At 33.3% G+C, this 25100-nt stretch carries 24 protein-coding genes, 3 pseudogenes and 1 other annotated feature; of the genes and pseudogenes, 12 read left to right on the top strand and 15 right to left on the bottom strand.

The window, feature by feature from the left end:
* Positions 1-6: 6 nt before the first annotated feature.
* The 3 genes from JNUCC83_RS00445 (at position 7) to JNUCC83_RS00435 (ending at position 3985) form a co-directional block, all read left to right on the top strand.
* Positions 7-1857: a carbohydrate-binding domain-containing protein gene (locus JNUCC83_RS00445; protein WP_454460305.1), complete on the top strand. Its 1851-nt coding sequence runs from the start codon at positions 7-9 to the stop codon at positions 1855-1857.
* A 113-nt stretch (positions 1858-1970) separates the two neighbouring features.
* On the top strand, positions 1971-2654 hold the full coding sequence (locus tag JNUCC83_RS00440; protein ID WP_454460304.1) for a response regulator transcription factor: 684 nt from the start codon (positions 1971-1973) through the stop codon (positions 2652-2654).
* Positions 2651-3985, top strand: coding sequence for a sensor histidine kinase (locus JNUCC83_RS00435; protein WP_454460303.1), 1335 nt, complete (start codon positions 2651-2653; stop codon positions 3983-3985). Before JNUCC83_RS00440 ends, JNUCC83_RS00435 begins: the two co-directional genes overlap by 4 nt.
* Positions 3986-4083: 98 nt before the next feature.
* On the opposite strand, the gene JNUCC83_RS00430 is transcribed toward JNUCC83_RS00435, so the two are convergent.
* The 7 genes from JNUCC83_RS00430 to rplK form a co-directional block, all read right to left on the bottom strand.
* Positions 4084-4785, bottom strand: coding sequence for a hypothetical protein (locus JNUCC83_RS00430; RefSeq protein WP_454460302.1), 702 nt, complete (start codon positions 4783-4785; stop codon positions 4084-4086).
* A 349-nt stretch (positions 4786-5134) separates the two neighbouring features.
* Positions 5135-5590 (bottom strand): ASCH domain-containing protein, encoded by a 456-nt coding sequence (locus JNUCC83_RS00425; RefSeq protein WP_454460301.1) that lies wholly within the window; start codon positions 5588-5590, stop codon positions 5135-5137.
* Positions 5591-5607: 17 nt separating this feature from the next.
* Positions 5608-7077, bottom strand: a complete 1470-nt coding sequence (locus tag JNUCC83_RS00420) for a nicotinate phosphoribosyltransferase (RefSeq protein WP_454460300.1) — start codon at positions 7075-7077, stop codon at positions 5608-5610.
* A 144-nt stretch (positions 7078-7221) separates the two neighbouring features.
* Positions 7222-7593: a 50S ribosomal protein L7/L12 gene (gene rplL, locus JNUCC83_RS00415; RefSeq protein ID WP_454460299.1), complete on the bottom strand. Its 372-nt coding sequence runs from the start codon at positions 7591-7593 to the stop codon at positions 7222-7224.
* A gap of 66 nt (positions 7594-7659) precedes the next feature.
* Entirely contained in the window at positions 7660-8160 is a 501-nt protein-coding gene (rplJ, locus tag JNUCC83_RS00410; RefSeq protein WP_454460298.1) for a 50S ribosomal protein L10, read from the bottom strand.
* Between the two features lie 37 nt (positions 8161-8197).
* Positions 8198-8325, bottom strand: a sequence feature (ribosomal protein L10 leader region).
* 45 nt (positions 8326-8370) lie between these two features.
* Positions 8371-9060 carry a 50S ribosomal protein L1 gene (rplA, locus tag JNUCC83_RS00405; protein ID WP_454460297.1) on the bottom strand — a complete coding sequence of 230 codons (690 nt, stop codon included), beginning with the start codon at positions 9058-9060 and terminating at the stop codon, positions 8371-8373.
* 105 nt (positions 9061-9165) lie between these two features.
* Positions 9166-9588 (bottom strand): 50S ribosomal protein L11, encoded by a 423-nt coding sequence (rplK, locus tag JNUCC83_RS00400; RefSeq protein ID WP_454460296.1) that lies wholly within the window; start codon positions 9586-9588, stop codon positions 9166-9168.
* Positions 9589-9811: 223 nt separating this feature from the next.
* On the opposite strand from rplK, the gene JNUCC83_RS00395 reads away from it, so the two are divergent.
* The 7 genes and pseudogenes from JNUCC83_RS00395 to JNUCC83_RS00365 form a co-directional block, all read left to right on the top strand.
* Positions 9812-10381: a GNAT family N-acetyltransferase gene (locus JNUCC83_RS00395; protein WP_454460295.1), complete on the top strand. Its 570-nt coding sequence runs from the start codon at positions 9812-9814 to the stop codon at positions 10379-10381.
* Positions 10382-10582: 201 nt separating this feature from the next.
* A pseudogene (locus tag JNUCC83_RS00390) lies at positions 10583-10882 on the top strand (transposase); the annotation flags it as partial.
* A gap of 490 nt (positions 10883-11372) precedes the next feature.
* The gene (locus JNUCC83_RS00385; protein WP_454459949.1) at positions 11373-11696 is read left to right on the top strand and encodes a helix-turn-helix domain-containing protein; all 324 of its coding nucleotides are present in this window, start codon (positions 11373-11375) and stop codon (positions 11694-11696) included.
* Positions 11675-12082 carry an IS3 family transposase gene (locus JNUCC83_RS00380; RefSeq protein ID WP_454460294.1) on the top strand — a complete coding sequence of 136 codons (408 nt, stop codon included), beginning with the start codon at positions 11675-11677 and terminating at the stop codon, positions 12080-12082. The genes JNUCC83_RS00385 and JNUCC83_RS00380 overlap by 22 nt, the downstream gene beginning before the upstream one ends.
* A gap of 89 nt (positions 12083-12171) precedes the next feature.
* Positions 12172-13413 (top strand): IS256 family transposase, encoded by a 1242-nt coding sequence (locus tag JNUCC83_RS00375; protein ID WP_454459153.1) that lies wholly within the window; start codon positions 12172-12174, stop codon positions 13411-13413.
* A gap of 180 nt (positions 13414-13593) precedes the next feature.
* A pseudogene (locus tag JNUCC83_RS00370) lies at positions 13594-14046 on the top strand (transposase); the annotation flags it as partial.
* Between the two features lie 113 nt (positions 14047-14159).
* Positions 14160-15065 (top strand): annotated as a pseudogene (locus JNUCC83_RS00365) (transposase); the annotation flags it as partial.
* Here JNUCC83_RS00365 and JNUCC83_RS00360 read toward each other — a convergent pair.
* Both JNUCC83_RS00360 and JNUCC83_RS00355 read right to left on the bottom strand, forming a co-directional pair.
* On the bottom strand, positions 15046-16209 hold the full coding sequence (locus JNUCC83_RS00360) for a CynX/NimT family MFS transporter (RefSeq protein WP_454460293.1): 1164 nt from the start codon (positions 16207-16209) through the stop codon (positions 15046-15048). The pseudogene JNUCC83_RS00365 and the gene JNUCC83_RS00360 overlap by 20 nt on opposite strands.
* A gap of 59 nt (positions 16210-16268) precedes the next feature.
* Positions 16269-16823, bottom strand: coding sequence for a helix-turn-helix domain-containing protein (locus JNUCC83_RS00355; RefSeq protein ID WP_454460292.1), 555 nt, complete (start codon positions 16821-16823; stop codon positions 16269-16271).
* Positions 16824-17009: 186 nt separating this feature from the next.
* On the opposite strand from JNUCC83_RS00355, the gene JNUCC83_RS00350 reads away from it, so the two are divergent.
* Positions 17010-18425: an MFS transporter gene (locus JNUCC83_RS00350; RefSeq protein WP_454460291.1), complete on the top strand. Its 1416-nt coding sequence runs from the start codon at positions 17010-17012 to the stop codon at positions 18423-18425.
* Positions 18426-18605: 180 nt separating this feature from the next.
* Here the strand turns inward: JNUCC83_RS00350 and truA are convergent, their stop codons facing one another.
* Positions 18606-19346 carry a tRNA pseudouridine(38-40) synthase TruA gene (gene truA, locus JNUCC83_RS00345; protein WP_454460290.1) on the bottom strand — a complete coding sequence of 247 codons (741 nt, stop codon included), beginning with the start codon at positions 19344-19346 and terminating at the stop codon, positions 18606-18608.
* Positions 19347-19407: 61 nt separating this feature from the next.
* Positions 19408-19749, bottom strand: a complete 342-nt coding sequence (locus JNUCC83_RS00340) for a hypothetical protein (RefSeq protein ID WP_454460289.1) — start codon at positions 19747-19749, stop codon at positions 19408-19410.
* Between the two features lie 83 nt (positions 19750-19832).
* Between JNUCC83_RS00340 and JNUCC83_RS00335 the strand changes: the two genes are divergently transcribed.
* The gene (locus tag JNUCC83_RS00335) at positions 19833-20279 is read left to right on the top strand and encodes a hypothetical protein (RefSeq protein ID WP_454460288.1); all 447 of its coding nucleotides are present in this window, start codon (positions 19833-19835) and stop codon (positions 20277-20279) included.
* 11 nt (positions 20280-20290) lie between these two features.
* On the opposite strand, the gene JNUCC83_RS00330 is transcribed toward JNUCC83_RS00335, so the two are convergent.
* The 4 genes from JNUCC83_RS00330 to JNUCC83_RS00315 all read right to left on the bottom strand — a co-directional run bounded on the left by JNUCC83_RS00330 (position 20291) and on the right by JNUCC83_RS00315 (position 25011).
* Positions 20291-21286 carry a LacI family DNA-binding transcriptional regulator gene (locus JNUCC83_RS00330; protein WP_454460287.1) on the bottom strand — a complete coding sequence of 332 codons (996 nt, stop codon included), beginning with the start codon at positions 21284-21286 and terminating at the stop codon, positions 20291-20293.
* Positions 21287-21378: 92 nt separating this feature from the next.
* Complete coding sequence (scrK, locus tag JNUCC83_RS00325) at positions 21379-22251, bottom strand: fructokinase ScrK (protein ID WP_454460286.1); 873 nt, start codon at positions 22249-22251, stop codon at positions 21379-21381.
* A gap of 12 nt (positions 22252-22263) precedes the next feature.
* Entirely contained in the window at positions 22264-23694 is a 1431-nt protein-coding gene (locus JNUCC83_RS00320) for a glycoside hydrolase family 32 protein (protein ID WP_454460285.1), read from the bottom strand.
* A gap of 39 nt (positions 23695-23733) precedes the next feature.
* Complete coding sequence (locus tag JNUCC83_RS00315; protein ID WP_454460284.1) at positions 23734-25011, bottom strand: MFS transporter; 1278 nt, start codon at positions 25009-25011, stop codon at positions 23734-23736.
* Between the last annotated feature and the right edge of the window lie 89 nt (positions 25012-25100).

Raw genomic sequence — 25100 nt, 5'->3', positions numbered from 1 at the left:
GTTCTTATGAAAAAATCACTCTTACTAGTCTTACTGTTAAGTCCTAGTTTTTTACTAACAGCCTGTCAAAACTCTAAAACGGAGTCTAATGCAACATCTACGACTCAAACCACTAAAAGTTCTACCTCTTCTGTGGATGATTCAACTGATCTTTTAGGAAAGTACTCTGATACAGATTTAAATGCAGACTATGACGAATCAAATGCAACAAAGATTAAACTTGGTAATTCTGTTGATATTAATGGTGAAGGGGCAACCGCAGATGGTCAGATTGTGACCATCTCTAAGGGTGGAACATACATTGTTGATGGAGAATTATCTGATGGTCAACTTATCATAAACTGTGATAAAACAGAAAAAGTTCAGCTAGTTCTCAATAATGCAACTATCCATAATAATGATGGTCCTGCTATACTGGTCGAACAAACTGATAAAGCCATCATAACTCTTGCTAAAAACTCTAAAAACACAGTATCTGACGGTGAAAACTATACCTTAAATGATGGTGAAACAGAGCCAGATGCCACTATATTTAGTAAAGATGATTTGACGATTAATGGCGAAGGGTCTCTAAATGTTAAGGCTAGCTACAACAATGGTATTCGAAGCAAAGATGATTTAACGTTAGTTTCAGGAAGTTATACTATTGATGCAAAAAACAACGCCCTAAAAGGAAAAGATTCTGTCTCTATTAAAGATGGAACATATAAATTAACAACTAGTGAAGGCGATGGCATACAAGCAAATAATTCGACTGAAGAGAATAAGGGATTTATTGCTATCGATGGTGGTGAATTTACTATTAAAAGTGGTCGGGACGGAATCCAAGCTGAAACAGCACTTTCTATCCAAAAAGCATCGATTAATATCAAAACGAGTGGTGGATACAACACAGAACAATTTGATACCAATGAAAGTTATAAAGGATTAAAAGCAAAATCTGTCACATTACTTAGTGGAACGTATTCTCTTAATACCCTAGACGATGGGATTCATAGTAATGACACATTAACTATTAAAGGTGGCGATTATACAATTGATACTGGAGATGACGGGATTCACGCTGATAATAGTTTGACAGTTGATAATGGAAATATTTCTATTAACCATAGTTATGAAGGAATCGAGTCAAGTGTCATAAAATTAAACGGTGGCACTATAAATGTTACAGCATCCGACGATGGCATTAACGCTGGTGGTAGCAGTGAAGATGATGGAACAGGACAGTTTGGTGCTGACTCATTTTCTCAAGGAGGAAATCCTCCTGGTCAAGCGGATGACAGTAAATCTTTAGAAATTACAGGTGGCACTATTACAATAGATGCTTCTGGTGATGGATTAGATAGTAATGGATCTATTACTATGTCAGGTGGAGAGGTTATTGTGTATGGACCAACTAATGGTGGAAATGGTGCCCTTGACTACGATGGCACATTTAATTTAACAGGTGGAACACTGATTGCAACAGGAACTTCCGACATGGCAATGAATGTTAGTGACGATAGTTCTCAAGCAAGTGTCGGCATATCCTTCAACTCAACTCAACCAGCCGATACGTTGTATAGTCTAACTAATAGTGATGGTACTCCCCTCGTTACCTTTAAATCCAAGAAAGAATTTCAACATGTCGTAATTTCTAGTCCAGATTTATCTAATGATGCAACCTATACTTTACTTTCTGGCGGTTCAACATCCAAAGAATCATCCAGTGGATTATACCCGACAGGAACAAAAACAACTGGCGAAAAATTAAGTACGATAGCCTTTGATAGTTCAAATGTTTTGAATATTGATCAAGATGGTAATGCTGTCCAAAGTGGCATGGGCATGGGAGGCGGTATGGGTGCTCCTAGATAAGGAAGTAAGATAATATGACTAACTAGCCAGTTCCTCACAAGCTGGTTAGTTAGTATTTGTTTTTTTGTATATTGTGTATAATGTAGTTAAAGTTTATATAAAGGAGTGATGACATGATAAAAATTTTAGTCATTGAAGATGAAAAAGAAATCTCCCAACATATCCGTGACATCCTTACTGAGCTTGGCGACGTGACACAAGTTTATGATGGAGATGAGGCTCTATATGAAGTTGAGTCTGGTGAATATGATTTTGTGGTACTTGATTTAATGCTACCAAATATGAATGGTTTATCCATTTTAAAAAAATTGAGAAATGATAAAAACAACATTCCTATTTTAATTTTAACAGCCAAAGATAGTCTTGAAAACAAATTAGAAGGCTTTGAAGTTGGAGCCGATGATTATTTAACCAAACCATTTCATCGTGACGAATTACTCATGAGGAGTAAAGCAATTTTGAAAAGAACATTTGAATTATATGAAGATAACACACTTAGTTACGGTGATTTAACCTGTCTTTTGCTACAACGAGAAGTGAAGTATCAAGATAAAGTTTTACAAATTCAAGGTAAAGAATATGATTTACTTGTGTACTTGCTACAAAACAAAGGCATCATCCTAACAAAAGAACAGATTTTTAATCGCATTTGGGGCTATGATTCAGACACAGCTTTATCTGTTGTTGAGGTCTACATGAGCCATTTAAGAAAGCATTTAAAAGAAACAAGTTTAAATAAACAATTAACTACTATACGAAATGTTGGCTATATTTTACAAAAAGAGGATGCACTATGAAATCAACCGCTTCAAAACAGCAACGCCTAAAATTCTTTCTAATTAATTGCGGTGCGTTTGCCATAATTTTTTCACTGCTTTCCTTTATCACTATCCAAATTATCCAAAATTCAGCTTACACTGAAACAGACACAACTTTAGAGAGAATGGCAAATGACCCCAGTTTATTGGATAGAGAAATCCGAATGTTAAATAAAGATGGAAAAGACGGGCCTATTGGAACACCAAAATTTAATTTTAATGGACCAAACAATCAATTTAATACAGTGGTTGTTCTATGGGATAAAAATGGTAATATATTAAATGATTCATCCGTGGAAGATAAGCTAGAAAACTTAGAAGAACCGACACTGGATAAAAAAAATACTGATATTATTTCAACGTTATCTTTAAAAAATAAAAATAATGATTCTAAATTTTCATTTCGTAGTATTACCATCTCACCAAGCGAAAACAACTTGAATATTGCCTATATTCAAGTATTAGTCAATGTTAATCAAATCGATGAAGCTGTTAAACAATCTCGTGTGATTATTTTAATCTGTATGTTTGTGTTTTGGCTACTATCATTAGCTATTAGTTACGGATTATCCGAATTTGCTATGAGACCTATTTTAAAATCTTGGAAAAAACAACAAGAATTTGTAGAAAATGCGTCACATGAGTTACGTACACCGCTAACCATTATTCGGCTAAATTTAGAAAAACTATTTACTCATCCTAACAATACTATTATTGATGAATCAGAACATATTGCACAAGCATTAAATGAAGCCCAACGACTTACCAAACTAACAAGTGATTTGCTTCTTTTAGCTAAGGGAGACTCTAATACTCTTGTGCTTGATAAGGAAACAATTGATACAAATACTTTTATTCATAAGGTATTAGACCCTTTTCAACTGATAGCTGAGGAACAGGACAAACAACTGCTCTTTAAAGAAAATATTTCCTTTGAAGCGACTGTAGATGTTGCTAAACTGCATCAAGTATTACTAATTTTGTTAGATAATGCCTTTAAATATACAAAGAGTGGTGATATTATTACTGTCACTTCTTCTTTAACATCAAAAAAACAGTGGGAAGTAGCCATTAGAAATACAGGACCTCACATCAAAGAAGACAAACTAAATCATATTTTTACTCGATTTTATCGTGAAGACGATTCAAGAAACAAGGAAACTGGTGGAAATGGTCTTGGTCTATCGATTGCTAAACAAATCGTTGAAGAACATGGTGGAAACATTCAAGCTAAAAACATACTCCCTATTGGTGTTGAATTCATCTTGAGATTACCTATCATAAATCAAAAAAAAACAAAACATAATTAAGGAATTACTACTTGTAATGTACCTCAAAAGTTAAATTTTTTAGTCTAGCTTTTGAGGCGCGCTACATAACATTTCAAATGATGAGGGTGTTGAATATATTATTCATATTTTCCAACAAACTCTCCTGGCAAGTCACAAGACAACTCAGACTTCCAATATTGTTTTGCTTCATTCAATACCTTTCTTATCTTTAATTGGTCTCTACTTTTTAAAAAATTATCTAAAATAATTCCTAACAATTCTAAATCACTCAAACAATCATCTCTAAATACAAGTAAAAATTGCATTAAGGCAATATTCGATAATTCATCTAAAAGAATAGCCTCTTTTACACTCAATATAATTTTACTATGAATATCCTTTCTTAAATATTCACTCCACTCATAACCATCCTTTTCAAAATATTGACCATCATAGACATTCAACATTTTTAATAATGAGTCTTCTGAGAGTCCTTCTTGCAAACTATTTTTAACTTGATCGTAATCATTATCTATTATTGTATTGATAAAATAAGTACCTGACTTATAGACAATAATATCCGAATATCCATGTTTCTCGAACTCTTTTCTAATTTGATAAATAGTCGTATGTAAATTACTGCCACCTTTTTCAGTGATCATATTAGGATATAATACATTGACCAAGTCATCCTTCGTTACCAATTCATCTCTAAAATGGAATAAGTAAAAGAATAGTTCGTACGCTTTTTTGGTTCGTAATAAAATACGTTCCCCTTTATCATCTAGCAAACGCCCCCTTCCAAAACTATTTACATATACCTTTTTTTGTTTTACCATGTTTACCCCTTCTTTTAATATAATATCCGATAGTTTACTCATATAATCAACAAACAGCAAATTAATAAACTTTTTTAAAAAAAACAATTTATTTTATTTTAAAATAACTAATAATTGAATTCTTTTATATAAAATAACAATTATATTATACTAAAATAGGTATAAACAGATAATGAACAAATAGTAAGTCATGTCTTTATGTTACAAAAAAGAGGCTGTTCCTAAAATCCTAGAATAGAAAAAAACCATGAAATCTGTTAAATATAACGTTGATTTCATGGGATTTCTATTTTATTAGTTAAGTGATTTTTATTTAAAAAATTACTTTTGGGGCATCTTCTTTCTTTTTTTATTGGTAGACCATTTCAAATTCTTCACAAACAACGTCCATATTCTCTATATCAACTGTTTTATGGTATACTTCGTCAAATAATTCTGTCCAAAATCTATAATGAGCTTCTCGCCAATAAGAAAGAGACAAATCTCCCTCCCCTTCTTTAAAGGCATGTTCAGCTGTTACATCTTTAAAAGGTGTCACATAAACTTTTGTTGTCATCAAGATAGCTACAGGATTCTCTTTCCCATCTAACAAAATATCATAATAACGATTTGCTTTAGGTAACTCCTCATTTCCCCATTCATATTCAAGTTTAGCGCTCGCAGTTGCCGTCTTTTTCCCTTGCAGTACTAAACTAGCTAACTCATCAGGAATAGCACCAAACGACCAAGACTCACCAAAAACTGGTTTTTCAACGTCTGTCTCTTTTAAAAATTTTTTCCAAAACGCGCTCTCTTTTTCATTCATCTCATTATGCCCTTACATCAATTATTTTTTGCTTCTTTCTTTGTCATATCATGTACTTTTTTGATGGTTGCCATTTTATGCTCCCAACATTCTTTTGACAAATCAACTGGGTATTTTTGAGGATTTAAATTACGTTTATACTCTTCCCATAATGAATCTTGATTATCTTTTGATAGTTGCTTAATATCCTCCAATGATGGTAATTCATATACACGTTTTCCATCAATATAGATATCTTGTAATACTGGGCGTGCTGTAAAATTCTTAACGGTTTTATTTATATAGGTATGTACTGGATGAAACATGTATAACTCTTTTTCTTTTCTAGGATCTTCGGTCCAAAGAGTAATATAATCTCCCTCTGATTTACCATCTTCACCAGTAATACGCCAAACTTGTTTTTTACCAGGAGTTGATACCTTTTCAGCATTACTCGATAGTTTAATCGTATCAACCATTTTGCCTTCATCGTTTTCAATCGATACTATTTTATAAACAGCGCCCAAAGCTGGTTGATCATATGCCGTAATTAATTTTGTTCCAATACCCCATACATCTATTTTTGCTCGTTGCATTTTTAAATTTAAAATCGTTGACTCATCTAAATCATTTGAAGCATAAATTTTCACATCAGGATATCCTGCTTCGTCTAATTGTTTTCGAACCTTTTTAGAAATATAAGCCATATCGCCACTATCAATTCTGACACCAATAAAATTAATTTTATCCCCCATCTCATTAGCTACACGAATCGCACTTGGAACTCCTGAACGTAACGTATCATATGTATCCACTAAAAAGACACAATCTTTGTGTGTTTGTGCGTACGCTTTAAACCCTTCATAATCATTTAAATACGATTGAATCAAACTATGGGCATGAGTTCCAGCAATGGGAATACCAAACATTTTACCAGCTCTCACATTACTTGTTGAATCAAATCCTCCAATATATGCCGCTCTAGTCCCCCATATAGAAGCATCCAATTCTTGTGCTCGTCGGGTACCGAATTCCATAATCAAATCATCATCACAGACTGCACGAATTCTTGCAGCTTTTGTTGCGATTAATGTTTGGTAGTTAATAATATTAAGAACAGCTGTTTCAACTAACTGACATTGTGCCAGTGGTCCCTCAACTTGAAAGATCGGTTCATTATTGAAAACTAATTCTCCCTCAAGAGCTGATCTGACAGTGCATTTAAACCTAAATTCTTTTAAATAAGTTAAAAACTCTTCCGGATAATCTGTCACTTTACGCAAATAGTCAATGTCTGAATCTGAAAAAGATAAATTATCAAAATAATCAACTATACGTTCCAATCCGGCAAATATAGCGTAACCATTTTTAAATGGCATATCACGAAAGTAGCATTCAAAAACAGAATGTTTATCATCTCTACCTAATTCCCAGTAAGTTTTCATCATATTTAATTGGTATAAATCTGTGTGCAGGGCTAAACTATCGTCATGTAATCGATTAATCATTCTATTCTCCAATTCTTTTTCCTTTTGTTTTTACCCCCTCTATTTTACGTCTTTAAAACAAATTTCTCAACTCTTAACACCAAGGTATTTTAAAACAAAAAAAAGAGGAAGATTTCTCTTCCTCTTGATACATAAAATAATGAATTATTTTAATGTAATTGCAGCGCCAACTTCTTCTAATTTAGCTTTGATTTCTTCAGCTTCTTCTTTAGATGCGCCTTCTTTAAGTGGTGATGGAGCTCCATCAACTAATGCTTTAGCTTCTTTTAATCCTAAACCAGTTACTTCACGAACTGCTTTGATTACTTTAACTTTTGAATCTCCAGCAGAAGTTAATTCTACAGTGAATTCAGTTTGTTCAGCAGCAGCTCCACCTTCAGCAGCTCCACCAGCTACAGCTACAGGAGCAGCAGCAGATACACCAAATTCTTCTTCGATAGCTTTAACTAAATCATTTAATTCTAAAATAGTTGATTCTTTTAAATCAGCAATAATTTGTTCAACGTTTAATGCCATGTTGTTTTCCTCCATTTTAAATCTTTCGATTATTTAATTTTTATTTTTTAATAAACTATGCTGCAATTAAGCAACTTCTTCTTCTTTTTCTGCCACAGCTTTGACTGCATAAGCCACGTTTCTGACAGGAGCTTGAAGTACAGATAGTAACATAGAAAGTAAGCCTTCGCGACTTGGTAGTTTTGCCAAAGCAACGATTTCTTCTTTAGAAGAAACATTTCCTTCGATAATACCGCCTTTAATTTCTAATGCTTCTGCTTCTTTTGCAAAATCATTCATGATTTTAGCAGGTGCAACAACGTCTTCGTTACTGAATGCTACTGCAGTAGGGCCAAAGAATACATCTTCCATACCTTCTAATCCAGCTTTTTCAGCCGCACGACGTAAGATACCATTTTTGATAACTTTCATCTCAACGTTTGCATCACGTAATTGTTTACGTAAGTTAGTTACTTCTTCTACAGTTAAACCACGGTAATCCACTACAACTACAGATGCAGCTTCTTTTAGTTTTGCAGAAATCACTTCAACTTCTTGTGCTTTTTTTGCAATTGATGCTTCACTCATTTATTTTCACCTCCGTAAATTAATAGATGGTGGAATTTTTTATAATAAAAAAACTCCATGCCACCGTTGACATAGAGGGACTATTGATTGTATTAATCATTGTCCTCGGTAGGAAATTAAGGTTCTAGAACCACCTACTGTCTTCGGCATAATATTTTAACCTAGATAACTATAACATTAACAGTTATCTAGGTCAACTGTTTTTATTAATTAGAATGAAAATTTGTCAACTTTTACACCAGGTCCAAAAGTTGTTGTAATTGTTAAGTTTTGGATATAAGCACCTTTTGTAGCTGCTGGTTTAGCTTTTAAGATAACATCATTTAATGCTTCAAAGTTTTCAATTAATTTAGCATCGTCAAATGATACTTTACCAATTGGAACATGGATGTTTCCTTGTTTGTCTACACGGTAAGTTACTTTACCAGCTTTAACTTCTTCAACAGCTTTTGTTACGTCCATAGTAACTGTTCCTGTTTTAGGGTTAGGCATTAATCCTTTAGGTCCTAATACACGTCCTAATTGACCAACTTGAGCCATCATGTCTGGAGTTGCTACAACTACGTCGAAACCAAACCATCCACCTTTAATTTTTTCAACCATGTCAGCTTCACCAACAAAGTCAGCTCCAGCAGCTTCTGCTTCTTTAGCTTTTTCACCTTTAGCGAAAACTAATACAGATTGAGTTTTACCAGTTCCATTAGGTAATACCATTGCTCCACGAATTTGTTGATCAGCTTTTTTAGGATCTACATTTAATCTATAAGCAACTTCTACAGTTGCGTCGAATTTAGCAATGTTTGTTTCTTTAGCTAAAGCTACCGCCTCTGCTACAGGATATTCTTTAGTTACATCTACTTTTTTCAATGCTTCTTGCATTTTTTTACTTTTTTTAGCCATTTTGTTTCCTCCTTGATTGTGGTTATAACGGTTGTACCTCCCACGTATTTATATTTTTCAATATAAATCGACTGAGAAGCTACTTCAAGAGTCGCTGTAGAATAATTATTCTACAGTGATACCCATGCTTCGTGCAGTACCTTCTACCATGCGCATAGCTGCTTCAATATCAGCTGCGTTTAGGTCTTGCATCTTAGTTTCAGCAATTTCTTTTACTTGATCTTTAGTAACAGATGCTACTTTTTTAGAGTTAGGCTCTCCAGAACCTTTTTCAATGTTAGCTGCTTTTTTAAGTAATACTGCAGCTGGTGGTGTTTTTGTAATAAATGTAAATGAACGATCTTCATATACAGAAATTACAACTGGAATAATTAAGCCAGCTTGATCTGCTGTACGAGCGTTGAATTCTTTTGTGAATCCCATAATATTAATACCCGCTTGACCTAATGCTGGACCTACTGGTGGAGCTGGTGTTGCTTTCCCTGCAGGAATTTGTAATTTAACTAATTTTTCAACTTTCTTTGCCACGAGACATACCTCCTTAAGTCCGTGATGTGGTTTAATGGAGATGGAAATTTCTCCTCCCACACTGTAAATAAAAAAGAAATACGTGTATACACGCACCTCCACATTATACTATGAATAACAAAATAATCAATACCTTTTTATTAATTTTATTTTCCTAAGTTGCTACTATAAAACACCCATGATATAGTTGCCATATGTATAACTATAGGAGGAATAATTAATCATGATTCGATTTGCTAAAAAGGAAGATGCTACTCAAGCCATTGACTTAGTCATGATAGTACTAAAAGATATGGAACTTGATATTTTTAATAAACTTTCTGAAAAAGAAGTAAAAAATCTTTTAATCAAGGCATACAAAGAAAAACCTACACATCGGTATGGCTACAAAAATGCGATGGTTAAAGAAATAGATGGCAACATCGCAGGTATAGCTTTTGGTTATCCGCACCATCATGAAAAAAATATAGATGACGGATTTTACGATATTTTAGAACAACATAACCTGTCAAAAGAATATCGTTTATTTACAGAATATGAAGCATTTGATAACGAATGGTATTTGGACACAATAGTAACTTCACCAGATTACCGAGGTCGAGGTGTTGCTAAAGAATTATTGAATGCCTTACCTGAAATAGTAAAAGAAACAAACCTTTCTACTATAGGGCTAAATGTCGATAAAATTAATGATAATGCCAATAGAATTTATTTAAATAATGGCTTTCAAAAAGTCGGAGAAACCACTATTGCAGGACATGAATATGATCACCTACAAAAAACTATCAGATGACGTTTACTTATTTGATTAATTTAAAAAAAGTATCAAAATTAATCAATACTTTGTTTACAGTCCGAGAGGCTGACCCAAAAGTCTCTAGAATAAAGTAAAAGGAAGAAAATCTTTTTTCGATTTTCTTCCTTTTTTGACGTAAAAAATAGCACTATCCTATATAATTAAAGTGACGAAACCAACTAAAAAGGAGTGCTATTTATGTATAAGAATTATAACACGAAACAGGTTACTTTATCACTGAATTTAGATATTTATTTAGAAGAAAATGATATCGCTTTTGCGATTGATGAATTAGTAGAAAGTATCCCTGTGGATGTGTTCTCAGTTTTTGAGCATCGAATGGGAACTTCGTCTTATCATCCAAAAATGATGTTGAAGCTTATTCTGTGTGGCTACACTCAATCTATTTTTTCAGGAAGAAAGATAGAAGCTATGTCTAAAGATAGCATTCGTGCCATGTGGTTAACGCAATCACAGACACCTAACTTCAGAACAATTAATCGATTCAGAGTGAACCCACTGGTTCAACCGATACTTCAAGAATGTTTTATTCAATTTAGAAATCAGCTTGTTTCTCAACAATTAATTGATGAAGAAGCTATTTTTATTGATGGAACAAAGTTAGAAGCCAACGCAAATAAATATACCTTCGTTTGGAAAAAGAGCACACAACGTTATGAAGAATCTTTGAGAGAGAAGTCAAAGTCCTATTATCAACAACTTGTGGAAGAGCAAATTATTCCATCTATTTGTTCAGAAGATGATGAGTTAAACACAGAAAATTTAAAACAAATCATTGATGAGTTGGAAATGAAAGTAAGTGATTTAAGTACTAAAATTGAAAATACTTCAGATGTTCAAGAGAGAAAAGAACTTCGTTCTGAGCGTAAAGAGCCTAAAAAAGGGAACTGACCCCAAAAGATGAGACAAATATAAAAACACCCCTGTTGAATTCATGTAAAATGAATTTAACGGAGGTGTATTTTTTATGGTTAAAAGGATTGCTTATCCAGTAGAAGTAAAAGAAGAAGCTATAAAAATGAAACTTGAAGGTAAAACAACATCAGAAATTATGAATAAACTCAACATTCGGAATAAAACTCAGGTGAAAACATGGTGGAAATGGTATAGAAATGGAGAATCTTATCGATTCTCTCAAGGTGTGGGAAAACAATATACTTATGGAAAAGGTAATGAACACTTTTCACCTTTAGAAGTTCTAGAAAGAGAAAACAAGTACTTGAAACAGGAAATTGATGTTTTAAAAAAATACAAGGAGTTGGAAAGGATGTGGAAAAAGAAGTATTCATAAATTTAGTTGATTCTTATAAAGGAAAACTATCTATAACATGGTTATGTCACTATTTTGGGATAGCTAGAAGTACTTACTATCGTTGGTCTAAGAAAGAATATGTTGCCGATAATCGAATTAAAATGATTGAGCAGCTGTGTAAAGAAAACAAGTTCACTTATGGTTATCGAAAAATCACTTTTTTACTTCGTAAAAAGATAAAAGTGAATCATAAAGTTGTTCAGCGTATTATGCAAAAATATGGATGGAGTTGTCAGGTGAAAATAAAGAAAGAAAAACGTCATGGTTCTATTTATTTTAAAACTACTAATGTAATTGATAGAGACTTTAGTTCAAGTAAGCCACTAGAAAAACTAACAACAGACATCACTTATCTGAGAGTGTAATATAAACTGTGTAAGTAACCTACCATCCTAGGTAGTGGGTTGCTTCGCGGTTTTTCTTTTTTTACAATAGATTAAAGGAGTGAGAAGCTGTGGCTAAAAAGAAAAGAGACCAAAAATCAGCGAAGTTAGCTCAATCAATTATTGACATCTATCAACCAGAATCGGTTGAAGATATGCAAGAAGCTTTAAAAGATGTTTTTGGACCGATGTTTGAAGCTATGCTACGTGGAGAATTAGATAATCATTTAGGTTATGAGAATCAGTCAAGACAAGAAAAAGAAACTCAAAACAGACGGAATGGATATGGAAATAAAAAGTTAAAAACAAGTTTCGGTGAATTAGACATTCAGGTTCCAAGAGATAGAGATGCTTCTTTTGAACCAGAAATTATTCCTAAAAGAAGCAAAGACGTTTCAAGTATTGAAAGTAAAGTTCTTTCTATGTATGCCAAAGGCATGAGTCAACGAGATATTGCCTCGACAATTGAAGATATTTATGGCTTTACTATTTCTCATGACATGGTGTCGGATATCACAGATCAAATATTATCAGAACTTGAGGAATGGCAAATCAGACCTCTGGCCAAATGCTATGCCTTCTTGTTTGTTGATTGTATGTATGTCACTCTAAGAGAAAATTATGAAGTGAAAGAATGTGCAGTGTATACAATTCTTGGCTATGATTTAAAAGGAAATAAAGAAATTTTAGGCCTTTGGTTAAATCAAACAGAATCAAAAAACAGATGGATGCAGATTTTTGATGAGATTAAAGAGCGTGGAGTTGAAGATATTCTATTTATTTCAATGGACGGCGTATCAGGACTTGAAAATGGTGCTAAAGCTATTTTCCCAGGCGTTGTGGTTCAACGTTGTTTAGTTCATTTAGTTAGAAATGCCCTTCGCTATGTACCAAGTAAGAGTTATAAAGAAGTTTGTAAGGATATGAAGTCTTTTTACAGCGCTTCTTCTTTAAAGGCTGCTCAAACAGCTTTTGATACCTTTCAAACAAAGTGGGCTATTTATCCAGGAGCTGTTGATGTTTGGAAAAGAAATTTTCAACATGTTGAACAACTATTTGATTATGGATCAGCTATTCGAAAAATAATGTACACAACAAATGCTGTAGAGAGTGTTCATTCAAGTTTCCGTAAGGTAACTAAAAAAGGCGCTTTCCCTAATGAGAATGCCCTTCTTAAGCTGCTATATCTTCGAGTAAAAGAACTTCAAAGTAAATGGGAAGGTGGACACGTTCACAATTGGGCTATGGTGCTTAATCAATTAACTGTTAATGATTCTTTTTCAAAACGAGTTGAAAAATATAATCGGTACTAATCAAAATAGGTTGGATATATATAATTTGACAACGAGTCTCTCGTCCTGTGAATTTTTATCGGGACAAGAGCTTTATTAAAAATGCCCTCTTATCCTCGAAGATTATCACAGGACGACTCATTGTCAAATTGTCGTTCTATTATTATTTAAAATTACTTACACACTTAACTTGACAAACCCACTTATCTTGATTATGGTCCTAAAAGACTCTATCTTTCTAGCATTATGGATTTGTTTAATGGAGAAATACTTTCTTATACAATAAGTGAAAAACAGGACATATCTTGTGTTTTAGACACACTAAATAAATTACCTAAACTTCCAGATAAATGTATACTTCATTCGGATCAAGGTTCTGTGTATACTTCATATGCTTATTATCACGCAACAAAAGAAAAGAGCATTACCAGAAGTATGTCCCGAAAAGGGACTCCTGCAGATAATGCTCCAATAGAATCGTTTCATTCCATCCTAAAGTCTGAAACGTTCTCATTACACCCAGAGCTTGGAAGCTCTACAATTAGTGTAATTGAAACTGTACAAAATTTCATCAACTATTATAATAAAGAAAGAATTCAACAAAAATACGACTACTTATCTCCAGTTGACTATCGGAAAAAAGTAATCGCATAGGTGTTTTTATTACTGTCTCATTTTAGGGGTTCAGTCCCAAAGCATTGAAAGCTTTTTCTAACTTTATCTATAGAAAGAAAAAATATAAAGAACAACATGATATTTATAACGGTAGAAATAGCTACTCTAAAACAGATCATGATGCCACTTTTATGAGAATGAAAGATGACCACATGATGAATGGTCAGTTAAAACCTGGATATAACGTTCAAATTGCAACCAATCATCAATACGTTTTAGCATATGAAACATTTTCAAATCCAACGGATTTTAAAACAATGATTCCTTTCTTAGATACTATCAAGAAATCTTATTTTGACTTACCTAAATACATTGTGGCTGACGCAGGTTATGGTAGTGAAGAAAACTATCAAGCAATTTTAGATGATTTTGAAAGAACTCCATTAATTACTTATACAATGTATCAGAAAGAACACACTAAAAAATACAAACAAAATCCATTTATTCCAGATAACTGGATTTATAATGAATTGGCAGATACTTATATTTGCCCGAATAATAGAGAAGTCAAATTTAGAAATTACTCTACTCGAGTGGATAAATCTGGATTCAAAAGACAACTTAAAATGTATGAATGTGAGTCTTGTTTAAATTGCCCAGTTAGAGCATTATGTACTCGTGCGAAGAGTAGTAAAAATCGAGTGATTCAAAAAAATGGGAATTGGGAATATTTTAAGGCTCACGTAAGAGAGCTTTTGAAAGAGGATGTCACAGGAGAAATATACCGTCAAAGAAAAATAGATGTTGAACCAGCCTTTGGAAATCTGAAGGCTAATTTGGCATTCAATCGATTCTCTGTAAGAGGAAAAGATAAGATTTCACAGGAGCTGGGATTTGCGTTAATGGCACTAAATTTAAGAAAACTGAGAAAAAATAGGAAGGATATTAGTAAGAGATCACGAAAAAACAAGCATTCTGAAATGAGAGGTTTCATTTTGGAATGCTTGTTTTCTGTAAAGAGACTTTTGGGTCAGCCTCTTATATCACTCGCTTTTTAGCTGAATTTAATCCAACTACTAATAATACTATTGTCATCACTAATAAGATAATTAAAGAAGATTGCCAGCTTTTTGTCATATCATGTAAAAAACCAAATAAAAACGGCCCTGTTGCTGCTAATAAATAACCAACTGACTGTGCCATACCTGATAACTCAGCTGCTTGCTTTGCACTTGATGTTCTCAAGTTAAAAAATATCATAGAAAGACTAAATGCAACACCTCCTGCTACACCAATTGCTATGATTGCTAAAGTAACCAGTAACATATTGTTTAACATTAATCCAAAGATTCCTGAAAAAAACAATATAAACGATACCCACACAAAACTTTTTTGATTTGGTTGCTTTTCAGCAATAATCGGTACAATAAATGTTATAGGCAATAACGTCATTTGTAACAAAGATAACATACCACCAGCTTGTATTGTTGATAAACCTTTATCAATTAACATTTCTGGTAACCATGCAACTAAAACATAAAATATAAAAGACTGTATCCCCATAAATAATGTTACCGACCAGGCAAGAGACGAAGACCAAACCGATGAATCATCTGTTATGCTTATTGTTTGTTCTACCATGTCACGTCGTTTTAACTGTGGTAACCAAAACAGAAATGCCATTACCGCTAAAATAGACCATCCTCCTAATGCTACATTCCAATCCAAACCAATCTTTTTAACAAGAGGAATACTTACACCAGAGGCAATTGCGCCTGTTAAATTCATGCTAACTGAATAAATACCAGTAACTAATCCGCTTTTATGAGAAAATTCTTTTTTGACTAATCCAGGTATTAAAACATTACAAATCGCAATGGCGGAACCTATTAGTGTTGTACCTAGAAATAGCATAGATAATGTTGGAATTGCTCTTAAAACCATCCCTATAATCAACACAATCAACGCACCAAAAATAGTTTTCTCTATCGTCCATCTATTAGCCAACTTAGGTGCGATTGGTGAGATTAATGCAAATGCAATCAATGGGATGGTAGTAATTAATCCTGCTTGCCCACCAGATAATAATAAATCATCTGAAATGAGTCCAACTAAAGGACCAACAGACGTAATTGGTGAACGTAAATTCATCGCTACAAAGATTATCCCCAACAACAATACACTATTTATTTTCTTTTCCATCTTAATCTCCTTAAATAAAAATATATTATAATATATAAAAATACATTATAATATATTTTTTAGTATTTAACAACAATACTTAGCAAGGCATCATCTTCTGTTTTATTTATGTATTCATGGATCATCCCAGATTGAAAATTGATCGTATCATACGCTTCTAAATGATAGGTGTTTCCTTCAACTTTTATATCCACTTTTCCTTTCATGACAGTTAATACTTCTACCGATTCTGATGGTTGATTTTGTCCTTTGTTTGAAGAGTGTGCCTTTAAACAGACTCGAAATACTTCTATGTTATCTTCTTGAAATACTGGTTGAACCAACCACCCTTTAGTCAAGTCACTCATAAAGTATGGATCGTTTCCTTTCGATACAATATTCACGTTATTTGAATACCCTATCAATTGAGATAATGTTATATTTAAAGCATTGGACAACTTCCATAGAATATTAATTGTTGGATTAGTCCGGCCATTTTCAATATTTCCTATTGATAGCACACTAACACCCGATTTTTTTGATAACTGTTCCATTGTCAATCCTGATTCTTTTCTTATTTTTCTAATATACTCACCTAGTTGGTGAACAACCTCTCTTTCATTACTCTCTACCATAAAAGAATTTTCCTCCTAGTTTACTCTATAGTAATAGTTTATCATATTATAAGTATGTCAACTTCAACAAATTATTAACAAAAAAATGACAATTTATAGTAAGATAAGATAATAATAAATTAGATGAGCGTTTATCAATTGTTAAACAGTACAAAAAAGGGTAATTTTAAGAACGGAGAATGATTAATGACAAAAGTAACTCACATACCTAACAAAAATAGGTGGCTTGTTTTAGTCGCCATTGGTTTATTTACATTCATGTCTACTTTGGATGGAAGTATTGTGAACATCGCACTACCTGTAATGTCAAAAGAAATGAGCATTCCTATGAATCAAACAGAATGGATTGTTTCAATATATTTAATGACAGTCTGTGCGTGTTTGCCTTTATTTGGAAAAATCGGAGATAGTATTGGAAAAATAAAAATTTTCCGAATTGGGACAATCACATTTGTTTTGGGGTCATTACTATGTGGTGTGTTTCATACATTTGAATTACTATTGCTTTCTAGAATTATCCAAGCAATTGGGGCAAGCATGACAATGTCTACTAATACAGGAATTATTACGGAAGTCTTTCCACTGAGCGAACGCGGACGCGCTCTTGGTATGATTGGGGCATTTGTTTCTTTAGGGTCAATTATGGGTCCTGGTCTTGGTGGAATTATTTTAGCTCACTTTTCTTGGGAATATATTTTTCTAATCAATGTTCCAGTCGGGGTGTTGACTATTATTCTTGGACAAAAAGTCTTACCAAAAGATTCCACTAAATCGGGTGCTAATATTGATTTTATCGGTTTTATTTTATTTGCAACGATGATTCTCACTTTATTTGGAGGTATTTTTATTGGTCAAGAGTTAGGGTATGCCCATACTCTGCCAATCGCGTTAATAGCAATAGCGCTTGTCACTATGTTTATTTTTTACCGTGTTGAAATTAGCAAAGATAATCCTCTGATTCAATTTTCATTATTTAAAAATAAAGTATTTACCCTAAGCTTATTAACTGCTTCTATGATTTTTGTGACTAATTTTTTTACAAACGTTGTGATTCCTTTTTATTTACAAAATACGCGAGGCTATTCAGCTAGTTTTGCTGGCTTACTAATGATGATTATTCCTTTAACAATGATTGTAGGATCACCTATAAGTGGGTATATTACTGATAAAATAGGTGCTCGATTGCTAACTTTTATCGGCCTAATTTTAATCACACTTTCACAACTATTGTATCTAACATTAGGAGAACAGACTTCTCTCATCTTTTTTGTCTTTGCTTCTTTATTTGTTGGGTTAGGAAATGCCCTATTCCAAGCACCCAACAATACACTCGTTATGAGCAATGTAGAAAAGAAAGATTTAGGAGTAGCTGGCAGTTTGAACTCACTGGCTAGAAACCTAGGTATGGTAATAGGAATTTCTTTATCAACTTCTGTCTTATATGCTGCAATGAGTCATGATTATGGACAAAAAGTAACAACCTATATTGCCAATCGACCGGATGTCTTTATTTATGGTATGCACGCTGTCTATATCACTGCTTTTATTATTTGTTTAATTGCTACAATCTTAACAGGTATACGATTCTTTAAAAAAGACTAATAAAAAAGAGTGACTTGTGTAGTGCACCCTAAAAGTTAGACTTTTTGAGGCTGACCCAAAAATCTTAAAATAGAAAACTCCCATGAAATCAGTTTATTAAAACACTGACTTCATGGGAGTTCTGTTTTGTTAGTTTAGTGATTTTCATTTAAAAACTTACTTTTGGGTCAGCCTCTTTTTTTATTTATAAAATACTTCATCTAAAAATAAGCCTTGTGCTGGAACCGTATCTCCCGCTTGGCTTCTAACACCTGTTTCAAAAATTGTATCAATATCATCTATTGATAATTTTCCGGTGCCTATATCTAATAGTGTTCCCATGATAATACGCACCATTTTATGTAGAAATCCATCACCAACAAATGTAAAATGAATTAATTCACCTTCTTGTTGTATACTTATTTCTGAAATAGTACGAGTCGTTGATTTTTTCGTTTTCTTTAGCGCTGAAAAACCTTTAAAATCATGTGTTCCTGTTAATTTGTCACATGCTTCTTCAATTTTTGTTATATTTAATGTTTCCGGAACGTACATACTATAGTTTTTATAAAAGGCTGATGGTACACGCTCATTCCAAATGTAATAACTATATTGCTTTCCTACTGCATTATATCTCGCATGGAACCTTTCTGGCATTTCCTCAAGATGTTTGATGACAATATCCTGTGGTAAATATTGATGAAAAAAATCAAGCATTTCATTTAAAGAAAGGGTCGACTCTGTTTTAAAATTTGCAACTTGGCCTCTTGCATGAGTCCCAGCGTCTGTTCGACCTGACCCGATAATTTCTATTCTTTCATCTGTCATTTGATGAATAATATTTTCTATTTTTCCTTGAATCGTTTTATCCGAATCACCTAATCTTTGCCATCCTTGATATCTTCTCCCGTCATATTCGATACTCATTTTTATATTTCTCATGATTTTTATTTATCTCCTTTATAACTGTCATGTCTTGTCTATAATGACACAAATTAACCTATTATAAAAGAGCATTTAATTTAGTTTTGTAAGTTTCAATATCTTCACTCGTTAATTCGAGAGGATAATTGGCGTGTCTTTCCCTCAACAATTTGATGAACCAATCCGTTACTTGTTGAAAATCATAAAGAGACATTTTAAATTTTAGAGCGTTTACAAGTAAAAAAGCTTCGTGATATTGGTGATTATCTACATGCTCCAGTACTAAATCCATTCTAGAAACACGAGATGAATCCTCCTTTTGAACCTCTCCTAAAAAGTCTTTCGATATGTCCTTTTTAAATAATCTAGCAATACCTTCACTTGCTAGCCTTATTTGACGCATAATGTAATCATCTTCCAAATTATCCCTCCTCTTTTTATAAATTATACTTTTTGTGAAAAATATTGTAAAATTATACCTATCACAAAAAAGGAGTGTCCTTTATGCAAATAGCTATTAAATTCCTTCAAATTAGTGCCGACTGGCTTCTTTTAACATTTACAACAGTTCAAGCTATCATGGAATTAAGAACATATAAAAACGAACTAAAGGAAGTAGAAAATCTACAGGATAAACGATTAATGATTAAAGGTGACTGGTGGCTCCTATTTCCTTATAAACTTTATTTAGAAAATAGAGAATTAAAAAAAGTATTACAGTCCAGCCATTCTCCAAATGATATCAAACAAATTAAACGTTCGAAAAGTTTTCTTTTACGCTCTGAAGCATGGTTATTCATTGTGTTAGGTTCTATATTTTATCTTATTTCCACAACACTTGATATAACTACATCATTAATCCACCCACCGATTATCGTCATTTCTATTCTCGTATTCTTGCTTATCTTTTCCGCCATTTACACTGCTCTTCATTTCTTAAATGAAAAATAAAAAAGCAACCGCTAAAAATGGCTGCCTTTTTTTGATGTCTTACCTTCCCATAGTGTCACAGGAAGAATATACTCTTTATCCGTTTCTTTTTTATTGATACGCTTCATTAAAATATTAATCGCTAATTCGGCTATGTCATCAATGGGCTGTATAATAGTTGTCAAATCTGGCAAAATACTACGTGTCATGAGTGTCCCATCATAACCAACAAGTAACAAATCTTCTGGCACTCTGATACCTTTTTCTTTAGCTACCTGAAGAATCAGCGCGGCATCCATGTCATTTGAGGCGAAAATTGCCTCTACTTTCGGATATGTTTCGAATAATTGATAAAAAATTGCTTTTTTTTCTTGATAAGGTATATTAAAATCTAGTGTGACAGTTTCAGGTGTTAGTCCGTAAGCCAACATTGTCTCTTCATAAGCTAACCGCCGACGCTTGGCAGGTGTTTCAAGTTCGATAGGTCCATTAGTATGAATAATCTGTTTAGCTCCCTGTTCTATTAATGCCTGTGTCGCTAATTTTCCTCCTTGGTAATTATCTGATTCTATCACTGGAATATCTTCATTCATCACTCGATCAATTGCAACAATTGGTAAATTTTGGTATTTATACTCTTTAATCCCCTGGTTGTGTGTTCCTACAATCAACCCATCCACTTGCTCAGATAGTAATTGATTCAGATAATCTGACTCTTTTTTAGTATTATTCATTGAGTTTCCAATTATTACTTTGTATCCACTCTCATATAATTTTTTTTCAAGCGCCTCAACTAATTCTCCAAAAAATGGATTAGCGACAGTCGGAAAAATCAATCCTATAATATTGGTTTTTTTATTATAAAGCTGTCGCGCTACAACATTTGGCTGATAGTTCAATTCTTCCATTGCTTTATGGACATTATCTATGGTTTTTTGGCTTAAATACCCTCTATTATTTAGCACTCTAGATACAGTTGTTTTGGATACGTTTGCTCGTTTAGCAACATCTTCTAACTTCGGTCTCATACTCTTTCCCCTCATAAATTTCTATGTCTAGAATAGCATAAAAAAGACTTTTATAACAATTCATTTCATTATAAAAGTCTTTTCATAAAGTATTATTCTTGTAATTGGTTTAACCCTAAAGCAAAATTACCTAAAGTTGCTGACCCATTATTTTTAATGAGGGGGCGAGTAATGTACTTATCAAGAGGTGGTAACTCAATATAGTCATTTAACAATTCTTTAACGTTTTCACGTACTTTTTCGAGTAAGGTCTCATTAGCCACACTTCCACCAAACACAATTTTATCTGGTCGGATGATTAGAGTTGTTTGAATAACTGCTTGAGCCAAGTAGTACGCCATAATATCCCATACTGGATCTGTTAAAGGGACTGTTTCACCTTTTTTACCTAATCTAGCCTCAAAAGTTGGACCTGAAACAAGGCCTTCTAAACAATCTCCATGATAAGGACAAATACCTTTAAACTCCAAATCATCTGGATGGCGCTTAACAAATGTATGCCCCATTTCTGGATGTCCTGCTTCTCCTAAAAGTTCTCCATTAATAACTGCTCCACCGCCTACACCAGTACCCACAGTATAGTAAACAAGAGAGTCTATCTTTTCATTTGATAAAGTCGACATAATATATTCACCATATGCTGACCCGTTGACATCTGTTGTCCAAGACATTGGAACATTTAAGTGTTGTTGTAAATAGCCTAATACATTCACATTTTTCCAACCTGGTTTTGGTGTGGTTGTGATGTAACCCGATTTTGGTGAATGTTTTCTAATCTCGATTGGACCAAATGAGGCAATACCTAATGCTTCAATATCAAATTTTTTAAAATAGTCCACTGCTTGTTTTAATGTCTCCTCAGGTGTTGTTGTCGGAAACGTTATTTGGTCTTTTACTCGGTAATCCTCATCACCTACAGCACAAACAAATTTTGTTCCTCCTGCTTCAATACTACCAATTAACACAATAAAACCTCCTTAGTTATAAGAAACTGCATCATTCTCAAGTTGATAAACTGTATACGAGATTGTTTCTTTTTCACTAACAGTAACAGCTACACTTGTCTTTTCTTCTGTGTAGAAACGTTCTGTAAATACAAGTTCTCCGTTGTTAATAAATATTTCTATTGAACTTGTATCAACAAATGCTCGTAATGACAACTTATCACATGGTTGAATTGTACCATATCTTAGGTCATCTTTGTCACTACGTTTTAAAATAAACTCATTTGTTTCTTTTGAATAGCTTAATGAAACTAATTCCTCATCTATTGTTTTAAGTGCAAAAGTCACTTCTTCTTTATCTGAACCACTTAATGGAATATCTACTAAAATCTCACTTGATGAAGCATCACTTGCCACAAGTAGATTGTGCGCCACTTCAACCGAATCACTACTAATTTCTTTTACTCTTAATTTTTCTAATTCTTTGACTGGTGTCATGTAAAGATGATTATTTTTTAATCGTAATTCTCGTGGAATCGTTAATGCTCCAGCCCAGCCATCCTCTTGTTCAGGAAGTGGACTTTCCCACATATCCATCCAAGCAATCACAATTCGTCGGCCATCTGGTGCTTCTGTTGTTTGCGTTGCATAAAAATCATGCCCTTTGTCAAGCTCTTTAAATGCCCCATGCGTAAACTTAACATTATCATAGTCGTAGTCACCGACAAAATACCCCGTTTGGAAAAGATTTAAATAATCTTTACCTTGTGCATCGATTCCTTGTGGAGATAATAATAGAATATCTTTACCATCAAGATTGAAAAAGTCAGGACATTCCCACATAAAGCCTTCTGTTTTTAACCCATTCGCTTTAGATATAGCGCCTTCGTACTCCCAATCTAATAAATCTTTTGATGAATAAACAATTGCTCGTCCTAGTCCATCTTCTTCTTGACTACCTAAAATCATGTAATAAGTTCCTTCATGTTCCCATACTTTAGGATCTCTAAAATGATGTGTGTTATCCCCTGGTTCTTTTGCTATTATTGGATTTTTTTCATATTTTGTAAAATGAATGCCGTCTGTACTGTAAGCCATATTTTGATTTTGCCAAAAATGATCTTTATCACCGTCACCATAATAATGATGTCCAGTATAAAACAGATATAATACACCATCTTTTTCTATGGCGCTACCTGAAAAACATCCATCTTCATCTTCTTTATCTCCAGGAGTTAATGCTATAGGTAGAGATTCCCAATGAACTAAGTCTTTACTTCTCGCATGTCCCCAATGCATTGGTCCCCATTCAGCACTGTGTGGATGATGTTGGAAAAATACATGGTAATACCCATCAAAATAACAAAAACCATTTGGATCATTAATCCAACCTGATGGTGCTGATACATGGTAGCCTAAGCGGTAACGTGAGTTAGTTAATTCGATTGCTTCTTTTTTTGTCATAATAATTCTCCTACTTTCTAAATGTATTTATCTAATTTATTAACCTCTAATAAATGGATCACCTTGTACATCTTGATCATCTTTTTTAATGATAAAGAACGCATAAACACCTGCTACAAGGACAATTAGTGAAATTATTTTAAATGTAGATTGGTATCCCACATTGTCTCTTAACATCCCTAATGGTGTTGATAAAATAACTTGCCCAACTTGAGCTGCAATTTGGAACCCAATCATATAAAGTGTTGCGGACATTTTTGTATCAAAATGTAATGTAAAGTAACGGAACATTGGTAAAATAAACATTGGTACTTCTAAAGCATGTAACATTTTAATACAAGATACAGCAATTGGAGAAGTCGTAAAACCACACAAGCCAATACGAATACACATAATTGTTACACCACATAATAATGTATTTCTTACACCAATTTTTCTCATAATAATCGGTACAACACCAAGCATAATTGCTTCACAGAAAACTTGAACAGCATTTAGTGTCCCATACATTTTTTCTCCAGCTGCTGATGTAGAAAATAGACTAGTATAAAAACCTGGAAACATTTGTTGGTCAAATACATTATAAAATGTCCATGAAAAAACGATGAATATAATAATTGCCCATAACTGTGGTAATTTTAATAAACCAAACATTTCTTTTAACGATGGCACACTGCTTGATTCAGCTTGTTTGTCTTCAAAATCTTTATTCGCTTTTTTCTCTGCCTCTGGTTTCCAGAATAATAAATTTAATAACAATAATAAGCCAAAAAATGATCCTGCCCAAAAGTTTAAGTCCGGATTTTTCACAAAAAGAAAACCGGCAAGTAACGCTACAACTGCATAGCCGAATGATCCCCAAGCTCTAGCTTGACCATACTCAAAATCAAATAAACGGCTAAATCTCTCAGTTACAGCTTCAAATATCCCAACTGATGATAAAAATCCTGCTGATAAAACAACTGCCCCAACAATAATCCCTAGATTAAAATTATTCTTTAAAAGCGGGCCATATACCCAAATAAAAAATGGACCAACTAGAGTAGCAATACATGCAGAAAAGATTAATAGCGTTCTTTTAATATAAAGCTTATCTTGCAATGTTCCATAGATAAACATGAATATCAAGGTAACTAATGAATTGGCCGAAAACACCGTTCCGACAGCGCTTCCACTCAAGCCCAATCCATTTGCTTCAGATGTTAGCCACAATTGGAAAAATGACCACCAAACTCCCCATGAAGCAAAAAATAGTAATAATGTTAATGAACTTTGTAAATATGATGCATTTTTAAATGATTCTTTTAATTTTGACATATTGGTTTCCCCCAATGATAGTATATTTTTTTAATTATATCAACCGGTTACCACATTTTTTCGAAAAGCGCTTTCTATATTTCATAGTA

Source organism: Vagococcus sp. JNUCC 83 (genome assembly GCF_053667615.1).
Note: the sequence above shows the minus strand (reverse complement) of the source record. Positions and strands in the feature narration are given on the sequence as shown.